General features: G+C 68.3%; 23 protein-coding genes. 14 read left to right on the plus strand and 9 right to left on the minus strand.

Annotation, left to right across the window (positions count from 1 at the left end):
• Positions 1 to 174 precede the first annotated feature (174 nt).
• Entirely contained in the window at positions 175 to 1551 is a 1377-nt protein-coding gene (hpnE, locus tag ABZ319_RS28690) for a hydroxysqualene dehydroxylase HpnE (protein ID WP_354989610.1), read from the plus strand.
• A 32-nt stretch (positions 1552 to 1583) separates the two neighbouring features.
• Here hpnE and ABZ319_RS28695 read toward each other — a convergent pair whose 3' ends face one another.
• On the minus strand, positions 1584 to 2261 hold the full coding sequence (locus ABZ319_RS28695; RefSeq protein WP_354989611.1) for a TetR/AcrR family transcriptional regulator: 678 nt from the start codon (positions 2259 to 2261) through the stop codon (positions 1584 to 1586).
• Positions 2262 to 2326: 65 nt separating this feature from the next.
• Between ABZ319_RS28695 and ABZ319_RS28700 the strand changes: the two genes are divergently transcribed.
• Entirely contained in the window at positions 2327 to 3343 is a 1017-nt protein-coding gene (locus ABZ319_RS28700) for an oxygenase MpaB family protein (RefSeq protein ID WP_354989612.1), read from the plus strand.
• Between the two features lie 3 nt (positions 3344 to 3346).
• On the plus strand, positions 3347 to 4699 hold the full coding sequence (locus ABZ319_RS28705) for an oxygenase MpaB family protein (RefSeq protein WP_354989613.1): 1353 nt from the start codon (positions 3347 to 3349) through the stop codon (positions 4697 to 4699).
• Between the two features lie 97 nt (positions 4700 to 4796).
• Here the strand turns inward: ABZ319_RS28705 and ABZ319_RS28710 are convergent, their stop codons facing one another.
• The 3 genes from ABZ319_RS28710 to ABZ319_RS28720 all read right to left on the minus strand — a co-directional run bounded on the left by ABZ319_RS28710 (position 4797) and on the right by ABZ319_RS28720 (position 7227).
• The gene (locus tag ABZ319_RS28710) at positions 4797 to 5147 is read right to left on the minus strand and encodes a hypothetical protein (RefSeq protein ID WP_354989614.1); all 351 of its coding nucleotides are present in this window, start codon (positions 5145 to 5147) and stop codon (positions 4797 to 4799) included.
• Positions 5148 to 5562: 415 nt separating this feature from the next.
• On the minus strand, positions 5563 to 6213 hold the full coding sequence (locus ABZ319_RS28715; protein WP_354989615.1) for a LysE family translocator: 651 nt from the start codon (positions 6211 to 6213) through the stop codon (positions 5563 to 5565).
• Between the two features lie 243 nt (positions 6214 to 6456).
• Positions 6457 to 7227 (minus strand): SDR family oxidoreductase, encoded by a 771-nt coding sequence (locus ABZ319_RS28720; protein ID WP_354989616.1) that lies wholly within the window; start codon positions 7225 to 7227, stop codon positions 6457 to 6459.
• A 58-nt stretch (positions 7228 to 7285) separates the two neighbouring features.
• On the opposite strand from ABZ319_RS28720, the gene ABZ319_RS28725 reads away from it, so the two are divergent.
• The 3 genes from ABZ319_RS28725 to ABZ319_RS28735 all read left to right on the plus strand — a co-directional run bounded on the left by ABZ319_RS28725 (position 7286) and on the right by ABZ319_RS28735 (position 9264).
• Positions 7286 to 7645, plus strand: coding sequence for a helix-turn-helix domain-containing protein (locus ABZ319_RS28725; RefSeq protein ID WP_354989617.1), 360 nt, complete (start codon positions 7286 to 7288; stop codon positions 7643 to 7645).
• Between the two features lie 2 nt (positions 7646 to 7647).
• Positions 7648 to 8355, plus strand: coding sequence for a polysaccharide deacetylase family protein (locus tag ABZ319_RS28730; protein ID WP_354989618.1), 708 nt, complete (start codon positions 7648 to 7650; stop codon positions 8353 to 8355).
• Between the two features lie 87 nt (positions 8356 to 8442).
• Complete coding sequence (locus tag ABZ319_RS28735) at positions 8443 to 9264, plus strand: GntR family transcriptional regulator (RefSeq protein WP_354989619.1); 822 nt, start codon at positions 8443 to 8445, stop codon at positions 9262 to 9264.
• A gap of 101 nt (positions 9265 to 9365) precedes the next feature.
• On the opposite strand, the gene ABZ319_RS28740 is transcribed toward ABZ319_RS28735, so the two are convergent.
• Together ABZ319_RS28740 and ABZ319_RS28745 are read right to left on the minus strand one after the other, a co-directional pair.
• Positions 9366 to 9662, minus strand: a complete 297-nt coding sequence (locus ABZ319_RS28740) for a hypothetical protein (protein ID WP_354989620.1) — start codon at positions 9660 to 9662, stop codon at positions 9366 to 9368.
• A gap of 493 nt (positions 9663 to 10155) precedes the next feature.
• Entirely contained in the window at positions 10156 to 10950 is a 795-nt protein-coding gene (locus tag ABZ319_RS28745; protein ID WP_354989621.1) for an SAM-dependent methyltransferase, read from the minus strand.
• 347 nt (positions 10951 to 11297) lie between these two features.
• Between ABZ319_RS28745 and ABZ319_RS28750 the strand changes: the two genes are divergently transcribed.
• The gene (locus tag ABZ319_RS28750) at positions 11298 to 11528 is read left to right on the plus strand and encodes a DUF397 domain-containing protein (protein ID WP_354989622.1); all 231 of its coding nucleotides are present in this window, start codon (positions 11298 to 11300) and stop codon (positions 11526 to 11528) included.
• 84 nt (positions 11529 to 11612) lie between these two features.
• Positions 11613 to 12497, plus strand: a complete 885-nt coding sequence (locus ABZ319_RS28755; protein ID WP_354989623.1) for a helix-turn-helix transcriptional regulator — start codon at positions 11613 to 11615, stop codon at positions 12495 to 12497.
• A gap of 237 nt (positions 12498 to 12734) precedes the next feature.
• Here ABZ319_RS28755 and ABZ319_RS28760 read toward each other — a convergent pair whose 3' ends face one another.
• On the minus strand, positions 12735 to 12983 hold the full coding sequence (locus tag ABZ319_RS28760) for a hypothetical protein (RefSeq protein WP_354989624.1): 249 nt from the start codon (positions 12981 to 12983) through the stop codon (positions 12735 to 12737).
• Between the two features lie 435 nt (positions 12984 to 13418).
• Positions 13419 to 13700, minus strand: a complete 282-nt coding sequence (locus ABZ319_RS28765; RefSeq protein WP_354989625.1) for a hypothetical protein — start codon at positions 13698 to 13700, stop codon at positions 13419 to 13421.
• A 213-nt stretch (positions 13701 to 13913) separates the two neighbouring features.
• Here ABZ319_RS28765 and ABZ319_RS28770 point away from each other — a divergent pair, with 213 nt between their 5' ends.
• From ABZ319_RS28770 to ABZ319_RS28785, 4 genes are all read left to right on the plus strand, one after another.
• Positions 13914 to 14747: an acyl-CoA thioesterase domain-containing protein gene (locus tag ABZ319_RS28770; protein ID WP_354989626.1), complete on the plus strand. Its 834-nt coding sequence runs from the start codon at positions 13914 to 13916 to the stop codon at positions 14745 to 14747.
• Between the two features lie 43 nt (positions 14748 to 14790).
• Positions 14791 to 15468 carry a PAS and ANTAR domain-containing protein gene (locus tag ABZ319_RS28775; protein ID WP_354989650.1) on the plus strand — a complete coding sequence of 226 codons (678 nt, stop codon included), beginning with the start codon at positions 14791 to 14793 and terminating at the stop codon, positions 15466 to 15468.
• Positions 15469 to 15676: 208 nt separating this feature from the next.
• The gene (locus tag ABZ319_RS28780; protein WP_354989627.1) at positions 15677 to 16111 is read left to right on the plus strand and encodes an anti-sigma factor; all 435 of its coding nucleotides are present in this window, start codon (positions 15677 to 15679) and stop codon (positions 16109 to 16111) included.
• A gap of 146 nt (positions 16112 to 16257) precedes the next feature.
• On the plus strand, positions 16258 to 17673 hold the full coding sequence (locus ABZ319_RS28785; RefSeq protein WP_354989628.1) for a lipase family protein: 1416 nt from the start codon (positions 16258 to 16260) through the stop codon (positions 17671 to 17673).
• Positions 17674 to 17865: 192 nt separating this feature from the next.
• Here ABZ319_RS28785 and ABZ319_RS28790 read toward each other — a convergent pair whose 3' ends face one another.
• Positions 17866 to 19416 carry an acyl-CoA carboxylase subunit beta gene (locus ABZ319_RS28790; protein WP_354989629.1) on the minus strand — a complete coding sequence of 517 codons (1551 nt, stop codon included), beginning with the start codon at positions 19414 to 19416 and terminating at the stop codon, positions 17866 to 17868.
• 159 nt (positions 19417 to 19575) lie between these two features.
• Between ABZ319_RS28790 and ABZ319_RS28795 the strand changes: the two genes are divergently transcribed.
• A complete protein-coding gene (locus ABZ319_RS28795) occupies positions 19576 to 20955 on the plus strand; it encodes an AarF/ABC1/UbiB kinase family protein (protein ID WP_354989630.1) in 1380 nt (459 codons plus the stop codon).
• A 105-nt stretch (positions 20956 to 21060) separates the two neighbouring features.
• The gene (locus tag ABZ319_RS28800) at positions 21061 to 23058 is read left to right on the plus strand and encodes a UvrD-helicase domain-containing protein (RefSeq protein WP_354989631.1); all 1998 of its coding nucleotides are present in this window, start codon (positions 21061 to 21063) and stop codon (positions 23056 to 23058) included.
• The last annotated feature ends 80 nt before the right edge of the window (positions 23059 to 23138 follow it).

Consider the following 23138-nt stretch of genomic DNA (forward strand, 5'->3'; position numbering starts at 1 on the left):
TGGGGCGCGGCCTCGGCGCCGCCTGTTTTCCGGGGTGGGGGTTGGCGGCCGCCCGCCCCGGGCGGCCGCCACCGTCGTATCCGTAGGTCCGGCACCATGTTTCGCCGGATTCTCGGACGACCGCACCGTCGCGGCGCTACCTTGCACTGGTAGGTTCTGCCTCCGGGAGCGCGCATGAACGATCAGCGACGGTACGTGGTGATCGGGGGCGGGCTGGCGGGCCTGGCCTCCGCGGTATGGCTGGCCGAGGCCGGCAGACAGGTGACGCTGCTGGAACGGCGCGGTCGGCTCGGCGGGCGCACCCACGCGCTGGAAGTGGCTCAGCTGCACGATGTTCCGGACAACGGGCAGCACGTCATCGCCAGCGGCTACGACCACCTGTTCCGCTACCTGACCAGCATCGGCACCCGCGAACACGTGACGTTCCCGCATTCGGGCGTGCTGCGCTGGCCGGGCGGGCGCGCCACCACGATGGGCACCAAGGGATTTCAGGCGCTCCGATCGCTACTGGGCGCGCACCCCGACGCCTCGGCGGCCGACCGCGCCCGCGCGGCGCTGGCCACCGTGCGGATGGGCTGGCAGTGCCTGAACCAGCCCGCCGATCTCGCCGACCTCACCACCGACCAATGGTTCCGGCGGCTCGGCATGCCGCCGACCGCCCGCGAGGCGCTCTGGGACTGGCTGGCCCTGGGCATCGCGGCCGAACCGGTGCGCCAGGAATCGGCCAAGGTCTTCGCCGATGTGCTGGCCACCGGAATTCGCCTGGGCGTCAAGCATCGCCGCGCGGTGAGCATCGGCTACCCCACCACCGATCTGGACACCCTCTTCGTCACCGGTGCGCAGCGGCTCTTCGAGCGCACCGGGGTGCAGGTGCGCCACCGGGCGGTGGCCCGGCGGATCCTGGTGCGCGACGGCGCGGTGACGGGCGTGCTGCTGGCGGACGGCGAGACCGTGCCCGCCGACGCGGTGGTGTGCGCGGTGCCCAACTCGACGCTCGGCGGACTGCTCGACGAGCTTCCCGAACACGACGAGATCTACTCCGCCGCCGACAAACTGGGCTTCACCCCGATCGTCAGCACCAACCTGTACCTGGATCGCCCGCTCGGCACCGAGGGTGCGATGGAGGCATTGATCGGCGGCGCGGGGGTGATCGATCAGGTCTTCGACCGTCAGCGCATGCACGGCCGCGACACCGAGCACGGCTGGCTGTACTGCCTGACCACCAGCGGGGCGTACGCGCAGATCCACAAGCCGAGCCACGAGGTGGTGGACGAGCAGATGGCGCTGCTGCGCCGTTACTATCCGGCCGCCGCGGACGCGAAAGTCCTGCACGCACAGGTGGTTCCCATGCCGCGGGCCACCTTCTCCCAGGTGGTCGGCACCGACGGTCTGCGCCCCGCGCAGCGGACGTCGGTGCCCACCCTGGTCCTGGCCGGCGACTGGACCCGCACCGACTGGTCCGCGACCATGGAGAGCGCCGCCCAGAGCGCGGCCCGCGCTGTCGAACTGCTGCTGGCGCTGCCCGCGCCGCGAACGGCCGCCGCGCGCTGAGCTGCGCATGCGGTGGCGGCTCGCGGCACGGGCTAGGGGTGCTCGCGTCCGGCTCGCGGACGGCCGGCCGGATCCTGCGGTTCCTGGAAGAAATTGAGTATCAGGCGGGTGATGTCGGCGAGGAAGCGGTCGCGGGGGATGGGCGGGGCGTCGAGTAGATAGCGAATGGTGAGGTGCTCGACGGTGCGCACCAGCATCCAGGCGGTGGCGTCGAAGTCGACCGAGGCCGGAACCGAGCGGGAGCGCATGCTCAGTGCGAGCCGGGCCAGTTCGCCGATCTGCTGCTCGAACGCGAGCACCGTCGCGCCGGTGGACAGCCGCGGGGTCTGCTCGACCACCGCGCGCAGCAGTTCGCGGTCGTCGCCGAGCGCGTCCAGCAGCTCGGAAATCGTTTCCGGAACCGCGATCTCGGGCCTGCGGGTCAGATTCGCGAGCACGCGGGGCCGCACCCGGTCGGCGACCTCGGCGGTGTATCGCTCGATGACGGCCGCGACCACGGCATCCTTGTTCGGGAAGTACTGGTACAGCGAACCCGGGCTGATGCCCGCCGCGTCGGCGATGCGATTGGTCGAGGCGCCGTCGTAGCCGTGCGTGATCAGGACACGCTGGCCGGCGTCGACGATGCGCGCGACCATGGCGCGCGAGCGCTCCTGTTGCGGTGATCGGCGCTGTCCGGCAGGGGTTTTCGGCAGCTGTCGTTTCGGTGGCATCTCTATCCCGGCGCGGTTCGGAACGCGAATTGAACGCGAGTATTCATTCGTGTCAGCCTGTGGTCATGGTGTCATATGCCGCCGCCGGCAGCGACCGATCCGAACCCGTCGCCCTGGGCCCGGAATCGCTGACGTGGAAGATCTTCGGATCGCTCTACTACGCGCCGACCGGCTTTTTCATGGGCATGGTGCAGAACATGCACCCCGGGCTGGGCGCGGGCGTGGAGTTCCATTCCGAGATAGCGGGCGAGCCGTATCAACGGGTGCTGCGCTCTGCCTACCCGATCGTCGGGGTGGTGTTCGACGGGCCGCGAGCGCGCGTGACCGCGCGGGAGATCGTCGGATACCACCGGACCATCAAAGGCGTTGACGCCCAAGGGCGCAGATACCACGCGCTCGATCCCGCGACCTTCTACTGGGCGCACGCGGTGTTCTTCGTGCAGACCCTGCGCACGGCCGAACTCTTCATGGGCGGGCTGAGTGGCGCACAGCGCGAACAGCTCTGGCGCGAGCACCACCGCTGGTACGAGCACTACGGCATGAGCATGCGGGTGGTGCCGCCGAGCTGGCCCGATTTCCAACGCTATTGGCGCGACATGTGCCGGGACACCCTGGAGCCGACCCGGGCCGCGTGGGACGTGTTCAACCTCATCGACACCGCGCCGGTGCCACCGTTCCCGGTGCTGCGACGCCTACCGGAACCGCTGTGGGAAGGCGTGATCCGGCCCTCCGGAGCACGCCTGGTGAAGTTCGTGACCGTCGGCCTGTGCGATCCGGCGATACGGCGGACCATGGGATTCACCTGGACCGCCCGCGATCAATGGGTGTTCGACCGGCTGTGCCGGTCCCTCTCGGCGCTGCACCGGGTGACCCCGGACGCGGTGAACTACTCCTTCCCGCGCATCCGGGCCGCCCGCCGCCGCGCCGCCGGGAAACGGCCGGCCGCGCTCGGGCCGCCGCAGGCGCCGGAGATGTTCTGGCCCGCACCCGAACACCGGGGCGATCCCAAGCACTACTGCCCCGTCCACGCCGGCTCCGGCGGGGACGCGATCACCACCTTCCGTCAGCTGACAGGGTTCTGAACGATGCTGCCGCACACCGAATCCCCGCCCGTGAGCGGTGGTCATCCCTACGACTACTACTACCGGCCCGGCATGGCCCTGCGTCCCGCGCCGCCCCGGGCCGTGCCCTCCGACCTGTGGTTCGAACCGCGCCGGGCGATGCTGTCGCCGTGGCTCGACGTCCGGCTCGAACCCGTCGAGACCCCGCGCACCCGGCTGATGGCCGATCACCTGTGGCAGGGCGACGAGCCGATGGACGCCCTGGTCGCCGCGTTCCGGCGCAGTGGAACCGCCACCGGGCGAAGACAATTGGATCGGGCACTCGCGTACGGGATCGACAGCGTCGAAGACCCGTTGCCGGAACTGGTCCGGTTGATCGCGCGGTTGGACACACCGCCCGCGTGGTTCGACCCCGACCGCTGGGAGCGCGGGCGGCGGCGCTGGATCAACGTCTCCACCGCCGGGAAGATGGCCATGGGCGTGCAGGATTTCATGGGCACGTTCGTGGGCGCGGAGGTCGCCTCGGCCGTGGGCGCGACCGGTCGCTTCGTGCACGACCCCTACCGCCGCAATCTCGAATCCGCTGTCTGGTTCGGCAGTGTCACCGCGCCCGGGGCGCTCGAGCGCCGCAATCCGATCCTGCACGACACCGTGCGCGTGCGCCTCATGCACGCCCAGGTCCGCGCCATGCTCCGGCGGCGCTGGGGCGACGCGCATTTCGCCCGGCACGGCAGCCCCATATCCAACGCCACCACCATGGGCGCGGCCGTCACCTTCGGGCTGACCCCGATCTGCTTCGACCACGTCCACGGCCGCCGCTGCACGACAGACGAACTCGACGACGTCATGCACTACTGGGCGTACATCGCCCACGTGTTCGGCGTCGCGGAGGAACTCATCCCGCATTCGGCGGCCGAGGGCATGGAAATGGTGGACTACATGGTCGCCACCGCCGGCGTCGCACCGGACTGGACCGCGAAGATGGCCGGCGCCGCGACCAGGTTGCTGGCCGGCGGCGCCCCGGCCGTCCGGCTGCAGCGGCTCGGCGCCGCGCCGCTGCTCGGGGCCCTGGCCTACTACAGCGGCGAACCGCTGATGCGAACCCTGCTGGCGGACACGCCCTTACGTTCGACGCCGGTCCGCCCCTGGACGACGCTGACGGGCGCGGCGGCGTCCACAACCGTTCGCCTGCGGAGTCTCGACGATCGTCTGCCGGGCGCTCGCACCCGCGCCCGCCGCCGCACCGCCGGCTACGACCCGTTCTGGCAGCGCAACATCCGGCTCGCCCGCTTCCTGGCCGCCCGCGCCGGAATCCGGGGCACCCCGTTCGACCACCACGACAACTCGGCCGATAGCGCGCCTCGGTGCCCCGTGTGAGCACGGGATGTACAGGCTGGTGATCCGCGGCCGTGACCTTACTTGCGGCTCCCCGCCGCAACCGGCGCGTACACCCCGGGTGCGCCGACGTCGGGGGTCAGCCCGCCGAGCCCGCGATGGACAGGTAGGCGACCATCAGCGTGAGCAGGAACCACCCGGCCCCCTGCCAGATGGGCCACGTGCGCCCCGCCGCCCACTCCCGGATGGTGATCACGAACGCCCCCACACCCCCGGCCAGCAGCACCCCGCCCGGCACCAGTCCCACGATCACCCGCGCGGTCGAGTCGCACAGCATGGTGTCGGCCTCGAGACACTGATTCCGCGCGGCCGCCCACACGAACACGATCACCGCCGCCACCGCGGCCACGATCAACACCCCGATCACGTACCGAGCGGCCCGGCGCAGCGCTCCCGGGTCGTTCCACCGTTTCTCCACATCGTTGACCACGCCCCACACCTCCTCGCCAGGTAGTTGCCAGCGCGCCCCACCCCAAACATAACCCCGGCCCGTGCACTCGGGCACCGGCGTGCGCACGCGCTCACGAGATCGGACCGACGGATCCTGCCCCGGTCATGAGTGAACAGGGGGTGAGTGCGCTCGAACCGAGTCGCCGATCGCGTGCTCACCGACAGCGGCGGCGGGATGCGCGTCCGAGGCATGCTTCGCGCGGTCGCAGGTTGGAACCGACAGCGCCGATTCGAGTCGTCGGCGGGGTGCGGGGTCGACGGGCGGCAGCGGCGTCGCGGATCGACCGTGTCGGTTGCCGGCCCCGAACTCGGTCCAGAGACACGCCGCGAGCATCGGCACGCTCATCCTCGAGGCGTACGCACCGGGAGAGTTCGTTCCGATTACCGGGATGCGGTCAGCGGGCCTCGGCGGCGAGCCCGATGCCCAGGCCGACCAGCACCGCGGCGAGAGCGCGCTCCACGCGCTGGCGAATGCCCGTGCGGCGCAGCCAGTTTCCGGCCCGGTCGGCGGCCAGGACCACGCCCACACACCAGGTGGTGTCGATGGCCAGCTGGATGAACGCCAGGATGATCACCGTCGGCAGCACCGGGCCGGATTCCGGCAGGAACTGCGGCAGGATCGTCAGGCCGAACACCGCGGCCTTGGGGTTGGCGGCGATCGAGACCAGCGACGCCCGGAACGCAGCGGCCGGGGTGCGCCCGCCCGGCAGCGCCGCGGTCAGCGCGGCCCCGAACGCGTCGTCCCCGCCCGTGCCCCGGGCTCCGCGCCACGCCTGCACGCCGAGCCAGATGAGCACCACCGCGCCCAGGACGTGCACCGCCTGATTCATGACCCGGTTCGCCACCAGCAACGCCGACAACCCGAGCCCACCCGCCAGGGTCCACCCGACCATCCCGATCTCGTTGCCCACCACCGCGGCCAGCCCCGCCTTGCGCCCGTCGCGCACCGACCGCTGCAGAAACAGCGCGGTCGCGGGCCCCGGCAGCGCGGCCAGCATCAGACAGGCGAGCATGAAAGCAGGCAGAACCTCGACCCAGTGCGGCATCCGGAGATGCTCGCACGCCGGCCCCCACCCCGCCAACCGCTTTCCCCGCCCACCAGCACGAACGGCCGCTCAATGGCGCTTTCTGCACCGGATCCGGCGGTCGATGCCCCGCCCCTCCGCACCGCCCGGCACCGGTCATATACGTGTCCGCCCACCGGAAGACGCCGCCCCACGCCGCTGTTCCAGCTGAGCCCGCCGATGGCGAACAGGCGGCGGTCGACCCGGCGGCGGTCGAACCCGGGGTTACACCGTGGCGGGGTGGAAGTCCGCGCCGCCGACGTAGTGGGTGTGGCCCGGCGGGGTGGTGGCGACCGTCGCGTCGGCGACGGCGGTCGCGAACTCCTCGACGGTGGGCAGGGCGCCGTGGTCGCGGCGGGCGGTCACGGCGTCGGGGTCGCGGCGTTCCAGGAGGCGGACGATGATGGTGCCGTCGATCATGTCGCCGGAGACGACGGTGAAACCTGTTCCACGCCGGTCGAATTCGGGGATCATCGCGCGCAGCGCGTCCTCACCGGCGCGTTTGCTCGCCGCGATGGGCTCGTAGCCCGCCGGGACCGGGCGGCCGGGGGAGAAGTGGGCCTGGTGGCTGGTGACGAAGACCAGGTGACCGCCTGCGGGCAGGTGCTCCAGCGCGAGCGTCGCCAGCCGGGCCTGCGCGTCCCGGTTCAGCAGCATGGCGTACTCGGGCGCGGCGTCGCGCTCGAGCCCGCCGGACGCGTTGAGCACCAGCACGTCCAGCCGGCCGAACTTGGCCACCACGCCGTCGACGAGCGCGCGAGCACTGTCCGGGTCGGCGATGTCCGCGCCCGCCACCGACGCGCTGCCCCCGGCCGCTCGAAGGTCCGCGGCCAGGGTCTCCGCGCGCTTGCGCTTCTCGCGATAGTTGACGACGACGTGATCGCCGCGAGCGGCGAGCACCCGCGCGGTCTCCGCGCCGATGCCCCGGGACGCACCGGTGACCAGCACGATCCGCCGCCCGGCCGTCGCATCCGATTCATTCCCCGTCGATTCCACGCGCTGACCTCCGGCCCCGTTGACTGCTTCTGATTTAGAACCAATATGGTGGTTCGAAATGAGAAGCGCAAGCCAGCCACTGTCGTCCAACAGCCGCGCCGAGCCCTCGGACGCCCCGGTGCTCGCCGCAATGGACCTGCTCGGTCAGCGGTGGATGCTGCGCGTGATCTGGGAACTCGAACCCGGACCGCTCGGCTTCCTGGAACTGCGCCGGCGCATGGGGAATTGCTCGTCGAGCATGCTGTCGGTGCGCATGCAGCGCCTGCAGGACGCCGGTGTGGTGGCGAAGCAGCCGGACAAGTCGTATGAATTGACCACGGCCGGAGCCGAACTCGGGCTGGCGCTGGAGGCGCTGTGGAAGTGGTCGGACCGCTGGGGCGCGAATCTGGCCGCCGCGGACGGGGAGTTGGACGGGTAGGAATGACGAAACGCAGGCTGCTCATCGGCGCGGCCCTGGCCCTGGTCGTGGCGCTGGTGATCGCCGCCGGTCTGTACGTGCTGATGAATTCGCGCACCTACCAGGTCGCCGGGCGCATCGTCCCGCGCGTGGACACCGACCGCAAAATCGTCGCGCTCACACTCGACGACGGTCCCACCGCCTACACCCCCGAGGTCCTGAAAGCCCTTGCCGACGTCGGAATTCCGGCGACCTTCTATCTCGTCGGCCGGGAGTTGGCGGCCGATCCGGACCTGGGCGCGGCCATCGCACGCGCGGGCCACGAGATCGGCAACCACAGCTTCACCCACCGGCGCATGATCCTGGTCGGCGCGGACACCGTGCGCGAGGAGATCGAGCACACCGACGCCGAGATCGCGAAAACCGGATACCGGGGCGTGATCACGTTCCGCCCGCCCAACGGCAAGAAACTCTTCGCACTGCCGCGCTACCTCGCGGACCACGATCGGACCACGGTCATGTGGGACGTGGAACCCGATTCGGGCAAGCGGCCCACCACGGCGGAGATCGTGTCCGAAACCGTCGAGCGGGTGCGCCCGGGATCGATCGTGCTGCTGCACACCATGTACGAATCCGGTGCGGCGTCGCGCGCGGCCATCGGCCCGATCGTCGCGGAACTGCGGGCTCGGGGCTACGAATTTGTGACGGTCGCACAGCTGCTCGCCGAATAGCTGACGTGAATTCCCAGACTTGTGCAGTTGTCCGAGTAAACACCTACACTGTCTGGGACGTGTACTAGGTTCTGGAGAGGTGACACGATGGGAGACCGGACGGTCGTCGCTGACGTCGCCGACGAACTGGCGCGGCGGGTCGCAGCGGGAGAGTACGCCCCCGGTGGTCTGATGCCGTCCGTTCGGCAGGTCGCCGACGAGTTCGATCTGAATCGTGCGACGGCGCAATTGATTCTGGGGCGACTGGAATCCTACGGATTCGTGGACGCCCATCGCGGTAAGGGATTCGTCATCCGCGACGTGCGCGCCGAGGGCGGCGTGGACGTGTACCGGCGATTGTTCCGCCTCTCGATGCCCGCGCCCGAGATCGCCGCCGAGATGTTCGGCAATATCGTCGAGGAGGAGCGCGGTATCGCCTTGGAGGCGCTGCTCGCCTACACCGGGAGTGAGCGGGCCATCGATCCGTCGGTCTTCAAGGCCGAGATCGACGAATTGGAAACCCTTGCGCGCGGCGCCGATCCGGACCCGTACCGGATGCTGCGCATCGAACTCGGGCTGCTGCGCCGACTGCTGACCGCTCTCGGGCACAACATGCAGCGCGCGGTGCTCAATTCCATCGGCGAGATGATCCTCGAGGTGCCCGAGGCGGTCCAGGCCTACTTCGCGGTGTCGCCGGATCTGCACGTGCTGGTGTGGCGCGCGCTCATCGCTGTCTGGGAATCCGAGGGCGGTCCGAGCGAGGCGCAGCTGGCGCTGTTCGAGGATCTCTTCGGGCTCTACCACCAGAAGGTGGTGGCCCGGTTCGAGGAAATGGTCGGCGCCCCGGGCGAATCCGCCGACGCCGAGGATTCCCCCGCTGCGGACATCGTCGGGCGCACCGTCGAGACCGCCCACGCCGCTTCGGCGTAGGGACGACGGGCGGCCCGGTTCCGCCGGGCTTGTCTGAGACGACAGTGGCGGTAGCCCCGTATATCGGTGCCCGGCCGCGTGAACAGCCGGGCCGCCCACCGCTATTGCCCGATAACGGCATTCATGATGGTGCCCGCGCTGGTGGCGATCACGCCGCCCACCAGTGCGCCCGCGATCTGCTTGGGCGACTGCAGCGCCCCGCCGCTCCACTTCTCCCAGGCGAACCGGCCACCGGCGTAGATGATGGCGATCGTGCCGGAGAGTAGAACGAACCAGGTGAAGTAGCGGACCAGGCGCAGTAGCTTATCGGCGGCCGGCGGGGTTTCCGGGGTCGGATCGAAGACTTGGGCCAGTGACGCTCCAGTGGCCAGCAAATCGTGGGCGGCAGTCAGAATCATCTCGGCGCTCTTCCACGTGACGGCAGTTCCCTATCCGGAGTACCCGCCTAATGCTGTGTCTTGCAAGGCGAGAACGCAAGAGTCGATCGGGAGCCGGTGCGCGGCAAGGGCGCCGGAAACCTGGTCCGCGGGGGTGTGTACGCTCACCGGGGCAAGCGTGCCGAACCCCCGCGAGGGGACCGGGTTTCAGTCGACGTCGTTGTCCGCGGAGAGATACGCGATGGCGGCTAGATACTGCCGACAGGCGAAGTGCTGATCGTGTGCGTGCAGTATGGTGCGGGCCCGGCGATAACTGAGGCCGCGCGGTTCTACGTCGCAATCGTCACCGGAAAGTTCGGTGCTGGGGGCGAGCATCTGTGTCATGGGATGCCTCTGGCCGAGGGTGGAATTGGTTAACCGAGTGTAGGGGCGTGAATCGTGCAGATGCAAGTGCATCTGCACGTTCGACACAACGTGTCGAGGGTCTGACGTCCCGATCGGTGTTGTTGTGGCGTCAGGGTTTACGCGCCACGCCCCCGTAGGCCGAAATGTCCGGAGCGAACTCCATCGCCGCCGGGTCGATGCCCCACTTGGAGATGGGAACGAACCCGGGCGCGAGCAGTCGCAGCCCGTCGAACGCCGCCAGCAACTGTTCCTTGGGTCTCGGGATGTACGGCACGCCACCGGACTTGCCGTACTCCTGCCACAGCTTCACGTAGGCGTCACTGTCGGTGGTGCCGTCCCACAGCACGAGGTAGCTGCCGGCCGGCAGCTCGGCCATGAGGGCCCCGACGATGCGCTCGAGGTCGCCCGCCACGCGAGCGTGCCCGAGCACCCCCATGAACATCACCGCGATCGGTTCGCCGAAATCCAGGTCACTCCGGACATCTGCGACAATTCGGTCGGGTTGGTGGAAGTCGTGCTCCGAGAAGGTGATTGTCCCTTCGGCGCCGCTGCTGAGCAGTGCGCGGCCGTGCGCGAGCACCAGCGGATCGTTGTCCACGTAGACCACCCTTGACCGCGGATTCAGCTCCTGGGCGATCTCGTGGGTGTTCCGGGTAACCGGCAATCCGCTGCCGATGTCCAGGAACTGCCGCACCCCCAGTTCGCCCGCGAGCGTACGCACGGTGCGAATGAGGAACTGCCGCGACTCCATCGCCATGGTGCGGATGTCGGGGTCGATGGCCAGGCTCGCGTCCCCGACCGTGCGATCGATCTCGTAGTTGTCCTTACCGCCCAGCCAGTAGTTCCAGATCCGCGCGGAATGCGGGACATCGGTGCGGATAGCCGGATGTTGTACGTCGGACATGGCGGCTCCTCGACAGGTGTGCTCAGCACGTTCGCTGGGGGATATGCCCAGTGACAGTACAAGATTCGCCAAGTGTTGACCTGAGGGTTCGCGCTATCGGCCTGGACAGCGAGTTACGGAACCGACCGGTATGTAACGCCGGAAAATCTTCGCAACTTCGCAGTGATGAATCCGACACCAAGATCAATGCTGTTGTGTTGCAAAGGATCAGGGTGCGCAGAGCCATCGATGCGGGGCTACCTGCGTGCTATCGTTCGTCTTGCGGTTGCAACTGTAAGAACATTTGCTCGAACATTTGCAAGTACTGGATCACCGCCGACCGGGCGGTACCGGCATAGGAGTCTGAAATGACGGATATTTCCGCAACCCAGTTCGATCCATCCGAACTGTCTTGGCGCAAGAGCACTTTCAGTAATCCCAGTGGTAACTGCGTGGAGCTCGCACAGCTCGCCGACGGCGGGGTGGCCATGCGCAACTCCCGCGACCCGCTGGGTTCGGTCCTGGTCTACACCCGCCCCGAGATCGAATGCTTCATCCTGGGCGCCAAGAGCGGAGAGTTCGACGATCTGGCGTTCTGAGCGGTAGCATTGGCAATCGGCGCGGTGGTTCGCGACGCTGCTGTTGTGTCCACTGCCGGCAATCCGAGCATCGGAGTGGACCTCATGATCGCTGAACCCGTTCCCCACGGTCGGGTGAATTCCGCTGTCGCCGAACGCGGCCCGACCGCACTGCGTATTGCGGTGGGCGGGCAGCTACGGAAGCTGAGGGAAGAGAACAAGATCACCCGGGAGGCCGCCGGTGAACACATCCGCGGCTCCCACGCCAAGATAAGTCGCCTGGAACTCGGGCGAACCGGATTCAAGGAACGAGACATCCGGGATCTGCTGAGCCTCTACGGCGTCAGCGATCCCGGTGAGCTCGAACAGTTCCTGGATTTGGTACGCAAGGCGAACCAGCCGGGCTGGTGGCATCGCTACAGCGATTTGCTGCCATCCTGGTTCGAGACCTACCTGGGTCTGGAACATGCCGCCAAGTCCATCCGGACGTACGAGGGCCAACTGATTCCGGGCCTGCTGCAGACCGCCGATTACGCCCGCTCCGTCGTCGCTCTCGGGCACGACGAGGACGGCGAGCGACGCGTATCGCTGCGCAGGCACCGCCAGGAGCTGCTGACGCGCGAAGGCGCGCCGACGTTCTGGGCGGTATTGGACGAGTCGGTGCTGCGGCGTCCGGTGGGTGGCCCCGCTGTCATGCGTGGGCAGCTCGAGTATCTGATCAAGATCTCGCAGCTGCCCAACGTGACGATTCAGGTGCTGCCGTACGCGGCGGGCGGCCATGCGGCCGCGGGCAGTTCGTTCACCATGCTGCGCTTCGCCGAATCCGAGCTGCCCGACATCGTGTACCTGGAGCAGCTGACGAGTGCGCTGTACCTGGATCGCCGGGAGGATCTCGAACTCTACCGGCAGGTCATGGATCAGCTGAGCGTGCAGGCCGAGCCGCCGGAGCGGTCGCGGGAGTTCCTGACGGAGATCGCCGACGCGCTCTGAGACAAATAGGCCCGTTCACCGAACGGGCCTGTTGTTGTGCCCGAAAACGGTTGCCCGGCAACGCTGTCGACCAGGTCGGGCGCTGGTGACTATGCCGGCGACGCTGGACTGCCGAACCCGGTGGATGAATAGGGTGTGAGCGTGCGGCGCGGAACGGTGCCGGCGCTGCTTCGGGGTGCGCACATGCTGGCGGGGCCCCTTGCGGGGCCCCGGTCAGGCCGTGCAGTGCAGTTCAGTTCACTGCCTGATGAAACTGGACGCGATACGCCAGAACGCATCACGCTGCAGCGAGTGCAGATCCCAGTCGTTCACCATCGCGTGTGCGGTGGTGACTATTCGGTCGATATCGAAATCGTACCGAGTGGCCGCTCCGGTGGATTCGACCTGTCCGATAACGAATTCGGTCGCCGTCTCGCGTGAATAGGTGTGCGCCGGCTGATTCCTTTCGGCGAACCCGAGTCGGCTGAGGTTGATTGGCTGGTTCATTAGAACGCCCCTGATGCCAAGCCGTCGGCAAACCTGTGGCGCGGAATCGCCGGTGGTTTACCGTTCGGCTCCCTGGTTATCCCCTACGGTGCCTTACACCCCGAGTCTAGGACCGTGCTCCGCGCAGATGCAAGTACATCTGCAACCTCGAATTCGCAGGTCCGGCAACGATTCCGGGATGCCGAATGTTTGCGCGGAGACCCTTCCCGGGGTGCCCGGAAGGTGCGGCCAGGAGTATTTCTGAACGAAAATACTGGTCAGATCAGACTTTTTCGCCGACGATTCGAGATCGACATGCGGCGTGCCGATGAACTGGAGGGATTCTGTAGCCCGCCAACGGGATTGCACACCGCTGCGAAGATGTTTACCGGCTCGAAAATTGTTTTGTCCGAGCCCGGTTCCGGAGGTAATTGCACGGCGCCGCGGCGCCCGCTTTCACTCGTCCCGGGGCCCGGGCCGGACCGCGCGGCCGTGTTCGGTCACCAGCAGGGTGATGCCCGCCCCCAGGAACGCCACCGCCGCCACCGTGGCGAAGAGCGCCCCGTCCGCCCAGCCGTGGCCCGCGGCCGTCGCGGCCAGTGCCGCCGCGATGAGCGCCAGGGCCGTCAGCGCGAGCCCGGGCAGGGTGCGGACTTCGGTGCGGGGAACGGCGGTGTCGGCGCTGTCGTTGCGATTCAGCCTGCGGGCGGTGCCGAGGGGTGCGGGCTGCATCATCACTGTCCTCTTCTCCGCCCCGGACCTCAGGGCCGATGGGACCTGGTTACCCGACCCGCCCGAGCCCTAATCACCGGACCTGCCGGACGGTATGCCGGGCGCTGTGGGAAATGCCACCGGCCGGCGGCGGGTCTTTGTATTGAAACGAGTTCTACCTGTGTGTTAGGTCTGGGAGCAGTGATTCGATCAGTGGTACCGGACAGGACAGGTGGACCCGTGGTGGACGTCCCGGCGTATTTCGATGTGTTGGGCGACGGCGTCGAGCCGACGCGGTTCGCGGCCAGCCAGTGGAGCGCCGCCCAGGTCGTCGGTCCCGCGCTGTGCGGGCTCATGGCCCGGCAGCTGGAACTCGAGCACGCCACCGACGGTTTCACCCCCGTGCGCCTGACCGTGGACCTGTTCAGCGCCGCCCGCTTCGAGCACACCACCCTGCCCACCGTGCGGGTGCGCGACGGCAATCGCATCCGCGTCGCCGATGTGAACGTCGTGCAGAACGGCAAGATCGCGGCCCGGGCGTCGGCGGTGCTGCTGCGGCCCTCCGAACAGCCCGCGGGCGAGCTGTGGCACCGCGAGCGGGAACCGGTGCCGCCGTCCCTGGAACTCGCGCCCACCGGCCCCGAGCCCAAGATCCCGTTGTTCAGCAGCACGGCGGCCCAGGACGACTGGTCCTCGGTGCCGACCGAGCACGAGAACAACGCTCGCAAGCGCACCTGGCAGAACCCGATTCGAGTGATGACCGGTGAGGAGCTCTCGCCCTTCCAGCGGGTCGCCATGGTCGCCGAGGCGACCAGCATGATGACCAACTGGGGCGACGGCGGCATCGGCTTCATCAATACCGATATGACGCTGGCGATCTCGCGCATGCCGCAGGGCTACGAGATCGGCGTCGAGGCCGACAGCCACTTCAGCGAGCGCGGTATGGCCGTCGGTGTGGCCACCCTGTTCGACCGTCTGGGCTCCTTCGGGAACTGCATGGTCACCTCGGTGTCCAACGCGGCCCGCCAGATCAGCAGCGCCCAGTTGGACGCGGTGATGGCCTCGCGTATCTGATCCGGTCCCGGGCGGGCGCCCGGCAGCCCATACTCGGGTGGTGATGCTCGGCGGTGAGGTTTCGGGGGAAGGCCAGGGGCTCGATCAGGTGATCGGTTCGGGCCGGCCGCAGGCGGTCGGCAGCTTCCGGTTCTGGACCGCCGAGCAGCGCTGGGAGTGGTCGGACGAGGTGGCGGCCATGCACGGGTACGCTCCCGGCACGGTGCAGCCGACGACCCAGTTGCTGCTCACCCACAAACACTCCGATGACCGCGCGCTGTTCGCCAGTTCGCTGGCCCGGTCGGTGGAGAGCGGCGAGCCGTTCTGCAGCAGGCATCGCATCGTGGACACCGGCGGGACGGTGCATCACGTCATCGTGGTCGGTGATCACCTCTTCGACGACCACAACCGGGTCGTGGGCACCTCCGGCTACTACATCGACGTCACCGACACCCTCGCCGCGCATCGGCAGGAGACCCTCGACGACGCCCTGCCCGAGCTGTACCAGGCCCGCGCGGTCATCGAGCAGGCCAAGGGCGCGCTCATGCTGGTGTACGGCATCAACGCCGAACAGGCGTTCCGGGTGCTGACCTGGCGCTCGCAGGAGACCAACACCAAACTCCGCACGCTGTCCGGGCTCCTGGTCGCCGAGTTCGCCGCATTGGGCGGGGTGACGGTGGAACTGCGCACCAGATTCGACCATCTGCTGCTGACGGTGCATCAGCGCTCCGATGCGGAATGAGCCGGGGTGCGGAGGTTTCGTCGCTCGTGCCCCGGGTATGGCGGTCAATGACACGTGCCGGGTGTTCGTCTCCGCCGGCAGACCGCGCGATCGACATCCGTCAGGCGAGTGAGTGTTCGAGAATATGCATCAGGCGAACGGATCGAACAACGGCCGCGCGCGGCGCATCCCGCCGGCGCGGCGTGGCGGCGGACGGGCGGAGCGGCGTATGCGGGACGGGATCTCTGGATCGGCGACCGAGGCGGATGTGATCGGCATTCGCGTTCCGGCCGAATTGGCGCAGCTGACCATGCTGCGCGCGCTGGCCGAAACAGTGTCTCTGATAGGGGATTTCGCCCTCGACGAGGTGACGGACATCCGGGTCGCGCTGGACGAGGTGGCCACGGCGCTGATCCTGGGGTCGGTGCCGGGCGGTGTGATCGAGTGCGACTTCGGCTACAACGACAATCGGATGAGCATTCGGGTGGGGACCGTGGTGGCCGAGCCGGACGCCCTGGACGAGGGCGGCTTCGGCTGGCACGTGCTGCAGACGCTCACCGACAGCATCGGTGTGCGTACCGAATCCTTCGACCCGGTGGCCGGCGGGTTCCCGACGGTGGTGCAATTCAGCCGCCGCAGGGGCGAATACGACGAGCGGGGCTGACCGGCCGGTCCCGATCCTACGGGATCATCTCGGATCGGCATGGATCGGCACGGACCGGTCTCGATGCCGCGTCGAACAGACTACGTCGAATACCCCACGGAGAGCGCCGGTTTAAGGTTGCGGTTACCGCCGAGTTCTCTCATTGCGTGGGGGTTGCCGTGCCGCGTTGTTCTCGAATCCTCGCCGCCGCACTGTTGTTCGGCAGCCTCGCGACCACCGCGAACGCTGAGCCGCCCGCGCCGGATCCGCCTGTCGGCGCGAGTGTGCCGGCGGCGGTGAACTCCTCCGGCTTCGACCTGCTGCCCGCGATACAGCAGTGGATCGACACGGTCCTGCCGGCGCCCGCGCTGCCCCCCGCCCCGGACACCCCGCTGGTCGACGGCGACTCTCTCACACCCGAATTGGCGGCGCTGCGGGCCGCGACCATGCCCACGCCGGTCGGGGACGCCTTCGTGGACGAGTGGCCCGCCGATCTGGACGGGATGGCTCCGGGACAGCTCATCGCCTGGCGCGACGTCACCGCGGTCGGCGGCCCCATCCTGCTGGCGCCGGTGCGCCAGGTGGTGCAGTTCAAGTACCGCACCACCGACGCGCACGGCGCGCCCTCCTACGCGGTCTCCTCGCTGGCCGTGCCGCCGGGGGAGTGGGCCGGGCCCGGGCAGCGGCCGGTGCTGGTGAACAATCTGCCCATCAACGCGCTGGGCCGCGAATGCAACCCGAGTTACACCCTGGCGCATGGTATTTCACTGAACACCAACCTGACCGAATACCTGCCGCCCACCACCCAGCTCGCGCTGCTGCGCGGGTACGCGGTGCTGGTGCCGGACCATGAGGGCCCGCGCATGGCCTACGCGGAGCCGTACGTGGCCGGGCACACCATCCTGGACGGGGTGCGCGCGGTGCGCGGCGCGCTGCCGGAGGAGTTCGGCGACAGCCGTTTCGGCATGGTCGGCTACTCCGGGGGCGCGATCGCCACCAAGGGCGCGGTCAAGCTGCTCGCGGAGTACGCGCCCGAACTCACCGAGGTGGTGGTCGGCGCGGCGCTGGGCGGGGTGCCCGCGGACTACGAGTTGCTGGCGCGCAGCATGAACGCGAATCTCGCCTCGGGAATCTTCATGGCGGCCACCTTCGCGGTCGGCCGGGAGCGCCCGGAGATCCTGGCGCGCATGAACAATCTGGCGCGCTGGGTGACGACCTCGGTGGTGAAGGACTGGTGCGTGGACACCTTCGCGCTGCCGGGGGTGCTGCTGCTGCCCATCGACGTCGCGGCGAACTTCCCCGACCCGCTGAACAGTCCCTTCGCGCAGGAGATCTACCGCATCACCCGCATGCAGGGCCGCAAATCGGCTGTGCCGCTGTACATCTACCACGGTGCGCAGGAGTTCTGGGTGCCCGAGCAGGGTGCGCGGGACCTCTACGACGAACAGTGCGCGCTCGGGGCGCGCGCGGTCTACCGCAGCGTGTTCGGCGAGCACATCATCGCGGCGGCGGTGGGGTACCCGGAGTCGCTGCTGTGGCTGGACGAGCGGCTGCGGGGCGTACCCGCGCCCAGTGAATGCTGAAGCGCGCGTGGATGGTTGATCGCCGGTCCGCAGGGCCCGCCGATCGGCCCGGCGCCCGGCGAACGACCTGCCCGCTGGGCGACCCATCCCTGTTGAACGAGCCTCTTCCGCCGAACGATCCGCCCCTCGAACGACTCGGTCCCCGGACGCGGAGACCGGGGACCGAGTGAGGTATCGGCTATCGCGCCGTGCTCACATGGGGAACAGGTTGTGCTTGCGCGGGTTCTGCTTGCGCACCGCGCCCTTGTCGCGCAACAGCTTGAGCGCCTTGCGGATCTCGAGGCGCGTGGTCGAGGGCTCGATGACGGCGTCGATGTAGCCGCGTTCGGCCGCGGTCCACGGGGTGGCGACGGTGGCGTTGTAGAAGGCGATCATGTTCTGCCGCACCGCCTCCCGCTGCTCCTCGGGGGTGGCCTCGAGGGTGCGCTTGCCGACGATCGGGATCATCGACTCCGCGCCCATGACGGCCAGGCGGGCGGTCGGCCAGGCCAGGGCCACATCGGCCCCGAGCTGCTTGCAGCCCATGACCGCGAAGCCGCCGCCGTACGCCTTGCGCGTGACGATGGTGACGATCGGGACGGTGGCCTCGATCAGCGCGCGGAACATGCGACCGCCGCGCTTGATGACGTGATTGCGTTCCTCGTCCACACCGGGCAACACGCCCGGGGTGTCGACCACGTAGATCAGCGGCACGTTGTACGCGTCGCAGAGCCGGATGAAGTGCGCGGCCTTGTCCGAGCAGGCGGCGTCGAGCGCGCCGCCCAGCACCAGCGGCTGGTTGGCCAGCACGCCGACCGGGCGGCCGTCGACGCGGGCGAACCCGGTGATCAGGTTCTCCGAGGTCTTGGCGCCCACCTCGTGGAAGTGGCCGTCGTCGAAGATGCGCAGCAGGATCTCGTGCATGTCGTAGCCGACCTTGTCGGCGTCGGGCATGAAGGTGTCCAGCTCGCGGTCGGTCGCGGTGATCTCCGGCTCGAGGCCGGGGTTGACCACCGGAGCCGGCTCGACGCAGCTGGTCGGCAGGTAGCTCAGGTATTCGCGAACCCAGGCGAACGCACCGGCCTCGTCCTTGGCGACGTGGTGAACGGTGCCGTTCTTCTCCAGCGCGCGGGCGCCGCCGAGCTCCTCGGCGGTCACCGAGGAACCGGTGACGGCCTTGATGACCTCCGGGCCGGTGACGAACATGTACGAGTCCTCGGTCGCGACCAGGACGTCCATGTTGATCGGGCCGTACACCGAGCCCGCGGCGCACTTGCCGAACATGACCGCGACGGTCGGCACGAAGCCGGACAGATCATCCAGCGGGCGGCACATGTTCGCGTACCAGGCCAGCGAGGCGACGCCGTCCTGGATGCGCGCGCCGCCGGAGTCGTTGATGCAGACCACGGGGCAGGCGTTGTTGTAGGCGAAGTCCATCGCGGCACGCACGCGGCGGCCGAAGGTTTCGCTGACCGAACCGCCGTACACGGAGGGGTCGTGCGAGATGACCACGACCGGGCGGCCGTCGATGTAGCCGCGGCCGGTGACCACGCCGTCGCCGTAGTAGGCGTCGGGCTTGCCGGGCTGGCGCATGAGCGCGCCCATTTCGACGAAGGTTCCCGGGTCCAGCAGCATGTGCACGCGTTCTCGGGCGCTGGGGATGCCCTTGGCGAGCCGCTTCTGAATGCCCTTCTCACCCGAGGGTTCTTCGGCAATCTCGAGCAGTTTGCGCAGTTCCGCCAGCTTTTCCGCTGTACCCGTCATTACTTCGGTCTTGCCTTTCCGCCTCTATCAGTGGGCCGGATCGCGGCCCGACCATGCACGGTACCCCGCCTTACCCCTCCCTAACCACTGAACGCCTCGGTAACGTGTGCCGGGCACCACAGCGGGGTTTGCGAAACAATCAGCGATACACTGCCGCCCGTGAGCTCACCCATGACTGTGCGGGCCGGTACGCCCGAGGTGGTTCGGCCCGATCTGAATACGTTCGGGTTCTCCGAATTGCGGCGCACCGCGATCGTGGGCGCGGTGCTCGGGGGTTCGGTCACCCGCAGCGTGCTGCGCGGCGGGCTGCGCAAGGCCAAGCGTAAGCGCGCGGTCGCCGACGGTGTGGTGAACGGCTTCGAATCGCTCGGCCCGATGTTCGTCAAACTGGGTCAGCTCATCGCGTCGTCGCCGGGCGCTTTCCCGCGCGAACTCGCCGACGCCTGCCTGCGCTGCCTGGACGATATGGCGCCGTTCCCCTCCGCGGACGCGCGCGCGATCATCGAATCCGAGCTCGGCAAGCCCATTTCCGAGCTGTTCCAGTCCTTCGAGGACGAGCCGCTCTCGGCCGCCTCCATCGCGCAGGTGCACGCCTGTGTGCTGGCCGACGGCCGCCCGGCCGTGGTCAAGGTGCAGCGCCCGGAGATCGCCCGGCGCATGATCGTGGATCTGCGCGCGGCCATGAAGCTGGCGCGCACGCTGGAGAAGCGTTCGGAGAACGCGCGGGTGGCCAATACCCAGGCCGTGGTGCGCGATCTGTACGAGGCCACGGTGGCCGAACTCAACTTCCTCATCGAGGCCGACAACCAGACGCGGGCGCGGCACAACCTGACCGTCTTCGGCGACAACACCAATGTTGTTGTCCCCGAGGTGTATTGGGAGTACACCGCACCGCGTGTGCTGTGCATGGAGCGCATGCGCGGCATGCCGCTGGACCGCTTCGACGACATCCGCGCGGTGCACCCGGACTCCGAACTGCTGATCCGCCGCCTGGTCAAGGCGTGGATGGAGAGCGTCGCGGTGCACGGGCTCTTCCACGGTGACGTGCACGCGGGCAACCTCTGGCTGCTCGAGGACGGCCGGGTGGCCATGCTCGATTTCGGCATCGTCGGCCGCATGGAGACCGAATGGCGCGACTTCGTGCGCGCCCTGTTCTACGCCAGCGCCATCGACAACGACTTCCGGCCCGTGGCCCGCGCGCTGCGCAAGCTCGACATGGTCTCGGACGACAGCGGCGACGACGCCACCATCGGCCGCCAATTGGCCGTCGCGCTGGGCCCGGTGCTGAGTGGCAGCCTGGACAAGCTCGACCTCGGCGTCGTGGCCGCCCGCCTGCTCGAGTTCGGCAAGCGCCGCGGCGCGGCGGGCCCCGAACAGCTCATCCTGATGGGCAAACAGCTCGGCTACTTCGAGCGCTACGCCGTGGCCCTGGCCCCCGGCTGGAAGCTCGGCCGGGACCTGTTCCTGTTCCGCAACGTCTTCCCCGACGAGGTCGCCGCCAAGCTCGCCGAGTCCGGCGCCGAACTCCCGGCGGACTGATCCCCGCGATTCCTCGTCCCTGTCGGTGGTCGATGCGATGATCGTTGCTCGAGCATGGCATCCGAGGGGGGAGTCTGTGTGGGGCAAGCGACATCGGCACCGACCATGGAGCAGCAGGCGGCGATCGATGCGTTCGCGAGTGGTGCGGACATGGCGATCCAGGCCGGGGCCGGGACGGGGAAGACGACGACCCTCCGGCTGCTGTCGAACGGCAGCTCGCGGGCAGGCCTGTACCTCGCCTACAACCGCGCGGTGGCGGCCGAGGCGCAGCAGAGATTCGTGCGTACCGTGCAATGCCGGACCGCTCATTCGATGGCCTATCGCGCCGTGGGACACCACTATCGGGAGCGCTTGAATGCCGCTCGCGTCTCGTCGGCGAAGGTTGGTGCAGCGCTGGGGATTCGGTATCCCCTGCGAATCGGCAACCGGCCGGTGAGCGCTGCAGCTCTGTCATACACAACGGTGCGGACGGTGCAGCGGTTCTGCTATTCCGCTGATCGGGAGATCATGTCCCGGCACGTGCCCCGACTGCGTGGTCTGGACGACGTCTCGGATCATCAGCGGCTCATCGATGTGGTGCTGCCGTACGCGGTGAAGGCGTGGGGCGATCTGCAACATCGAGACCGTGGATCGGTGCGGTTCGACCATGACCACTACCTGAAGATGTGGGCTCTCGGTGAGCCGGAACTGGACTACGACTTCATTCTGCTGGATGAGGCGCAGGACACGAATCCCGTTGTGGAACAGGTATTCAACGCGCAGCGGAGTCACTCCCAGTTGGTCATGGTGGGTGATTCCGCACAGGCCATCTACGGATGGCGAGGTGCGCAGGACGTGATGTACGACTTCGACGGTACACAGCTGGGGCTGACTCGATCGTTTCGGTTCGGCGCGGCTGTTGCGGCCGAAGCAAATCGGTGGCTCGCCATCGTCGACGCGCCGATCCGGCTGACCGGAAATGACGGCTTGGCCACCGAGATCTGCGATGTCGAGCAGGCCGACGTGGTGCTCTGCCGGACCAATGTGGGCGCGATGCTCGAGGTGATGTCGCACCTGAGTCGAAAGCGCAGGGTGGCTCTGGTCGGCGGCGGCAAGTCGCTGGAGTTGCTTGCTCGGGCCGCGCGCGATCTGCAGGGCGGCCGGCGCAGTAATCACCCGGAGCTTTGCCTGTTCACCTCGTGGGGCGAGTTGCAGGACTACGCGGAGAACGACCCGGCCGGCGCGGATCTGGGGCCGTTGGTGAGCTTGATCGATGACTACGGCGTGGACGTGGTGCTCGAGGCTGTCGCGAACCTGTGCGGCGAGGCCCACGCGGAGGTGACGATATCGACCGCGCACAAGGCGAAGGGCCGCGAATGGGACACGGTGCGGATCGGAGATGATTTCGCCCATCCGGAGAACCCCGAATGTCCCGGTCCGGTCCCGATCGGGCAGACCGAGGCCAAACTCGCCTATGTTGCGGTCACACGCGCGCGGTTGCGGCTCGATCTGGGCGGCCTGAAATGGATCGAGGCCCACCCCGAGGGGCGACCGGGTTCGGTGCGCCCGAGTGTGCCGGAGGTTCTGCCCGGCGAGGACCGTACCTGCGGCAGCGGCCTATTCGTGGATCTGGTGCCCGAAACCTGCTGGTTCACCAATGTGCGCTCGTGCGTCGACGGTAAGGATTGGCTACGACTGCAGCGGATGGTGAACGCCAGGGCCGGGCATCGGTGCGAGGTGTGCGGCCGCGATCGTGACGGGGCCGCTCGGCGCTGGCTGGAAGCGCATGAGCGGTGGGTTTTCGACGATGCCACCGGCGTACAGCACCTACGTCGCATCATCCTGCTCTGTACCGACTGTCATCAGACGACCCACTTCGGGTTTGCTCAGGTCAGCGGGCGAGCATCCCACGCTTTCGACCATCTCAGATCCGTGACGGGCATGTCGGAGGCGCAGGCCCGGCAGCATGTAGCCGAAGCCTTTGCGCTCTGGCAGGTGCGGTCTGTCCGTGAATGGACCCTCGACCTGACGATTCTCACCGATGCCGGGATCGGGCTCGCCGAGCCTCCGTCCCCGGCCCATCGGGCTGCGATTGCCGAGCAACGACTTACCACCCGCGACTGATGTGGTCCACCCGCGACTGATGCGGTCTTGAAATGTGGGATCGGCAGCCGGTCTACTGGACGATTGTCCGGCGGAAACGG

Source organism: Nocardia sp. NPDC005978, assembly GCF_040614455.1.
Taxonomy (GTDB): domain Bacteria; phylum Actinomycetota; class Actinomycetes; order Mycobacteriales; family Mycobacteriaceae; genus Nocardia.

Excerpts from the sequence above, each read along its gene's own strand:
- hpnE (WP_354989610.1), top strand. The coding sequence starts at position 175 with ATGAACGATCAGCGACGGTACGTGGTGATCGGGGGCGGGCTGGCGGGC.
- ABZ319_RS28695 (WP_354989611.1), bottom strand. The coding sequence starts at position 2,261 with ATGCCACCGAAACGACAGCTGCCGAAAACCCCTGCCGGACAGCGCCGA.
- ABZ319_RS28700 (WP_354989612.1), top strand. The coding sequence starts at position 2,327 with ATGGTGTCATATGCCGCCGCCGGCAGCGACCGATCCGAACCCGTCGCC.
- ABZ319_RS28705 (WP_354989613.1), top strand. The coding sequence starts at position 3,347 with ATGCTGCCGCACACCGAATCCCCGCCCGTGAGCGGTGGTCATCCCTAC.
- ABZ319_RS28715 (WP_354989615.1), bottom strand. The coding sequence starts at position 6,213 with ATGCCGCACTGGGTCGAGGTTCTGCCTGCTTTCATGCTCGCCTGTCTG.
- ABZ319_RS28725 (WP_354989617.1), top strand. The coding sequence starts at position 7,286 with ATGAGAAGCGCAAGCCAGCCACTGTCGTCCAACAGCCGCGCCGAGCCC.
- ABZ319_RS28730 (WP_354989618.1), top strand. The coding sequence starts at position 7,648 with ATGACGAAACGCAGGCTGCTCATCGGCGCGGCCCTGGCCCTGGTCGTG.
- ABZ319_RS28735 (WP_354989619.1), top strand. The coding sequence starts at position 8,443 with ATGGGAGACCGGACGGTCGTCGCTGACGTCGCCGACGAACTGGCGCGG.
- ABZ319_RS28740 (WP_354989620.1), bottom strand. The coding sequence starts at position 9,662 with ATGATTCTGACTGCCGCCCACGATTTGCTGGCCACTGGAGCGTCACTG.
- ABZ319_RS28745 (WP_354989621.1), bottom strand. The coding sequence starts at position 10,950 with ATGTCCGACGTACAACATCCGGCTATCCGCACCGATGTCCCGCATTCC.
- ABZ319_RS28750 (WP_354989622.1), top strand. The coding sequence starts at position 11,298 with ATGACGGATATTTCCGCAACCCAGTTCGATCCATCCGAACTGTCTTGG.
- ABZ319_RS28755 (WP_354989623.1), top strand. The coding sequence starts at position 11,613 with ATGATCGCTGAACCCGTTCCCCACGGTCGGGTGAATTCCGCTGTCGCC.
- ABZ319_RS28760 (WP_354989624.1), bottom strand. The coding sequence starts at position 12,983 with ATGAACCAGCCAATCAACCTCAGCCGACTCGGGTTCGCCGAAAGGAAT.
- ABZ319_RS28775 (WP_354989650.1), top strand. The coding sequence starts at position 14,791 with ATGCTCGGCGGTGAGGTTTCGGGGGAAGGCCAGGGGCTCGATCAGGTG.
- ABZ319_RS28780 (WP_354989627.1), top strand. The coding sequence starts at position 15,677 with ATGCGGGACGGGATCTCTGGATCGGCGACCGAGGCGGATGTGATCGGC.
- ABZ319_RS28790 (WP_354989629.1), bottom strand. The coding sequence starts at position 19,416 with ATGACGGGTACAGCGGAAAAGCTGGCGGAACTGCGCAAACTGCTCGAG.
- ABZ319_RS28800 (WP_354989631.1), top strand. The coding sequence starts at position 21,061 with ATGGAGCAGCAGGCGGCGATCGATGCGTTCGCGAGTGGTGCGGACATG.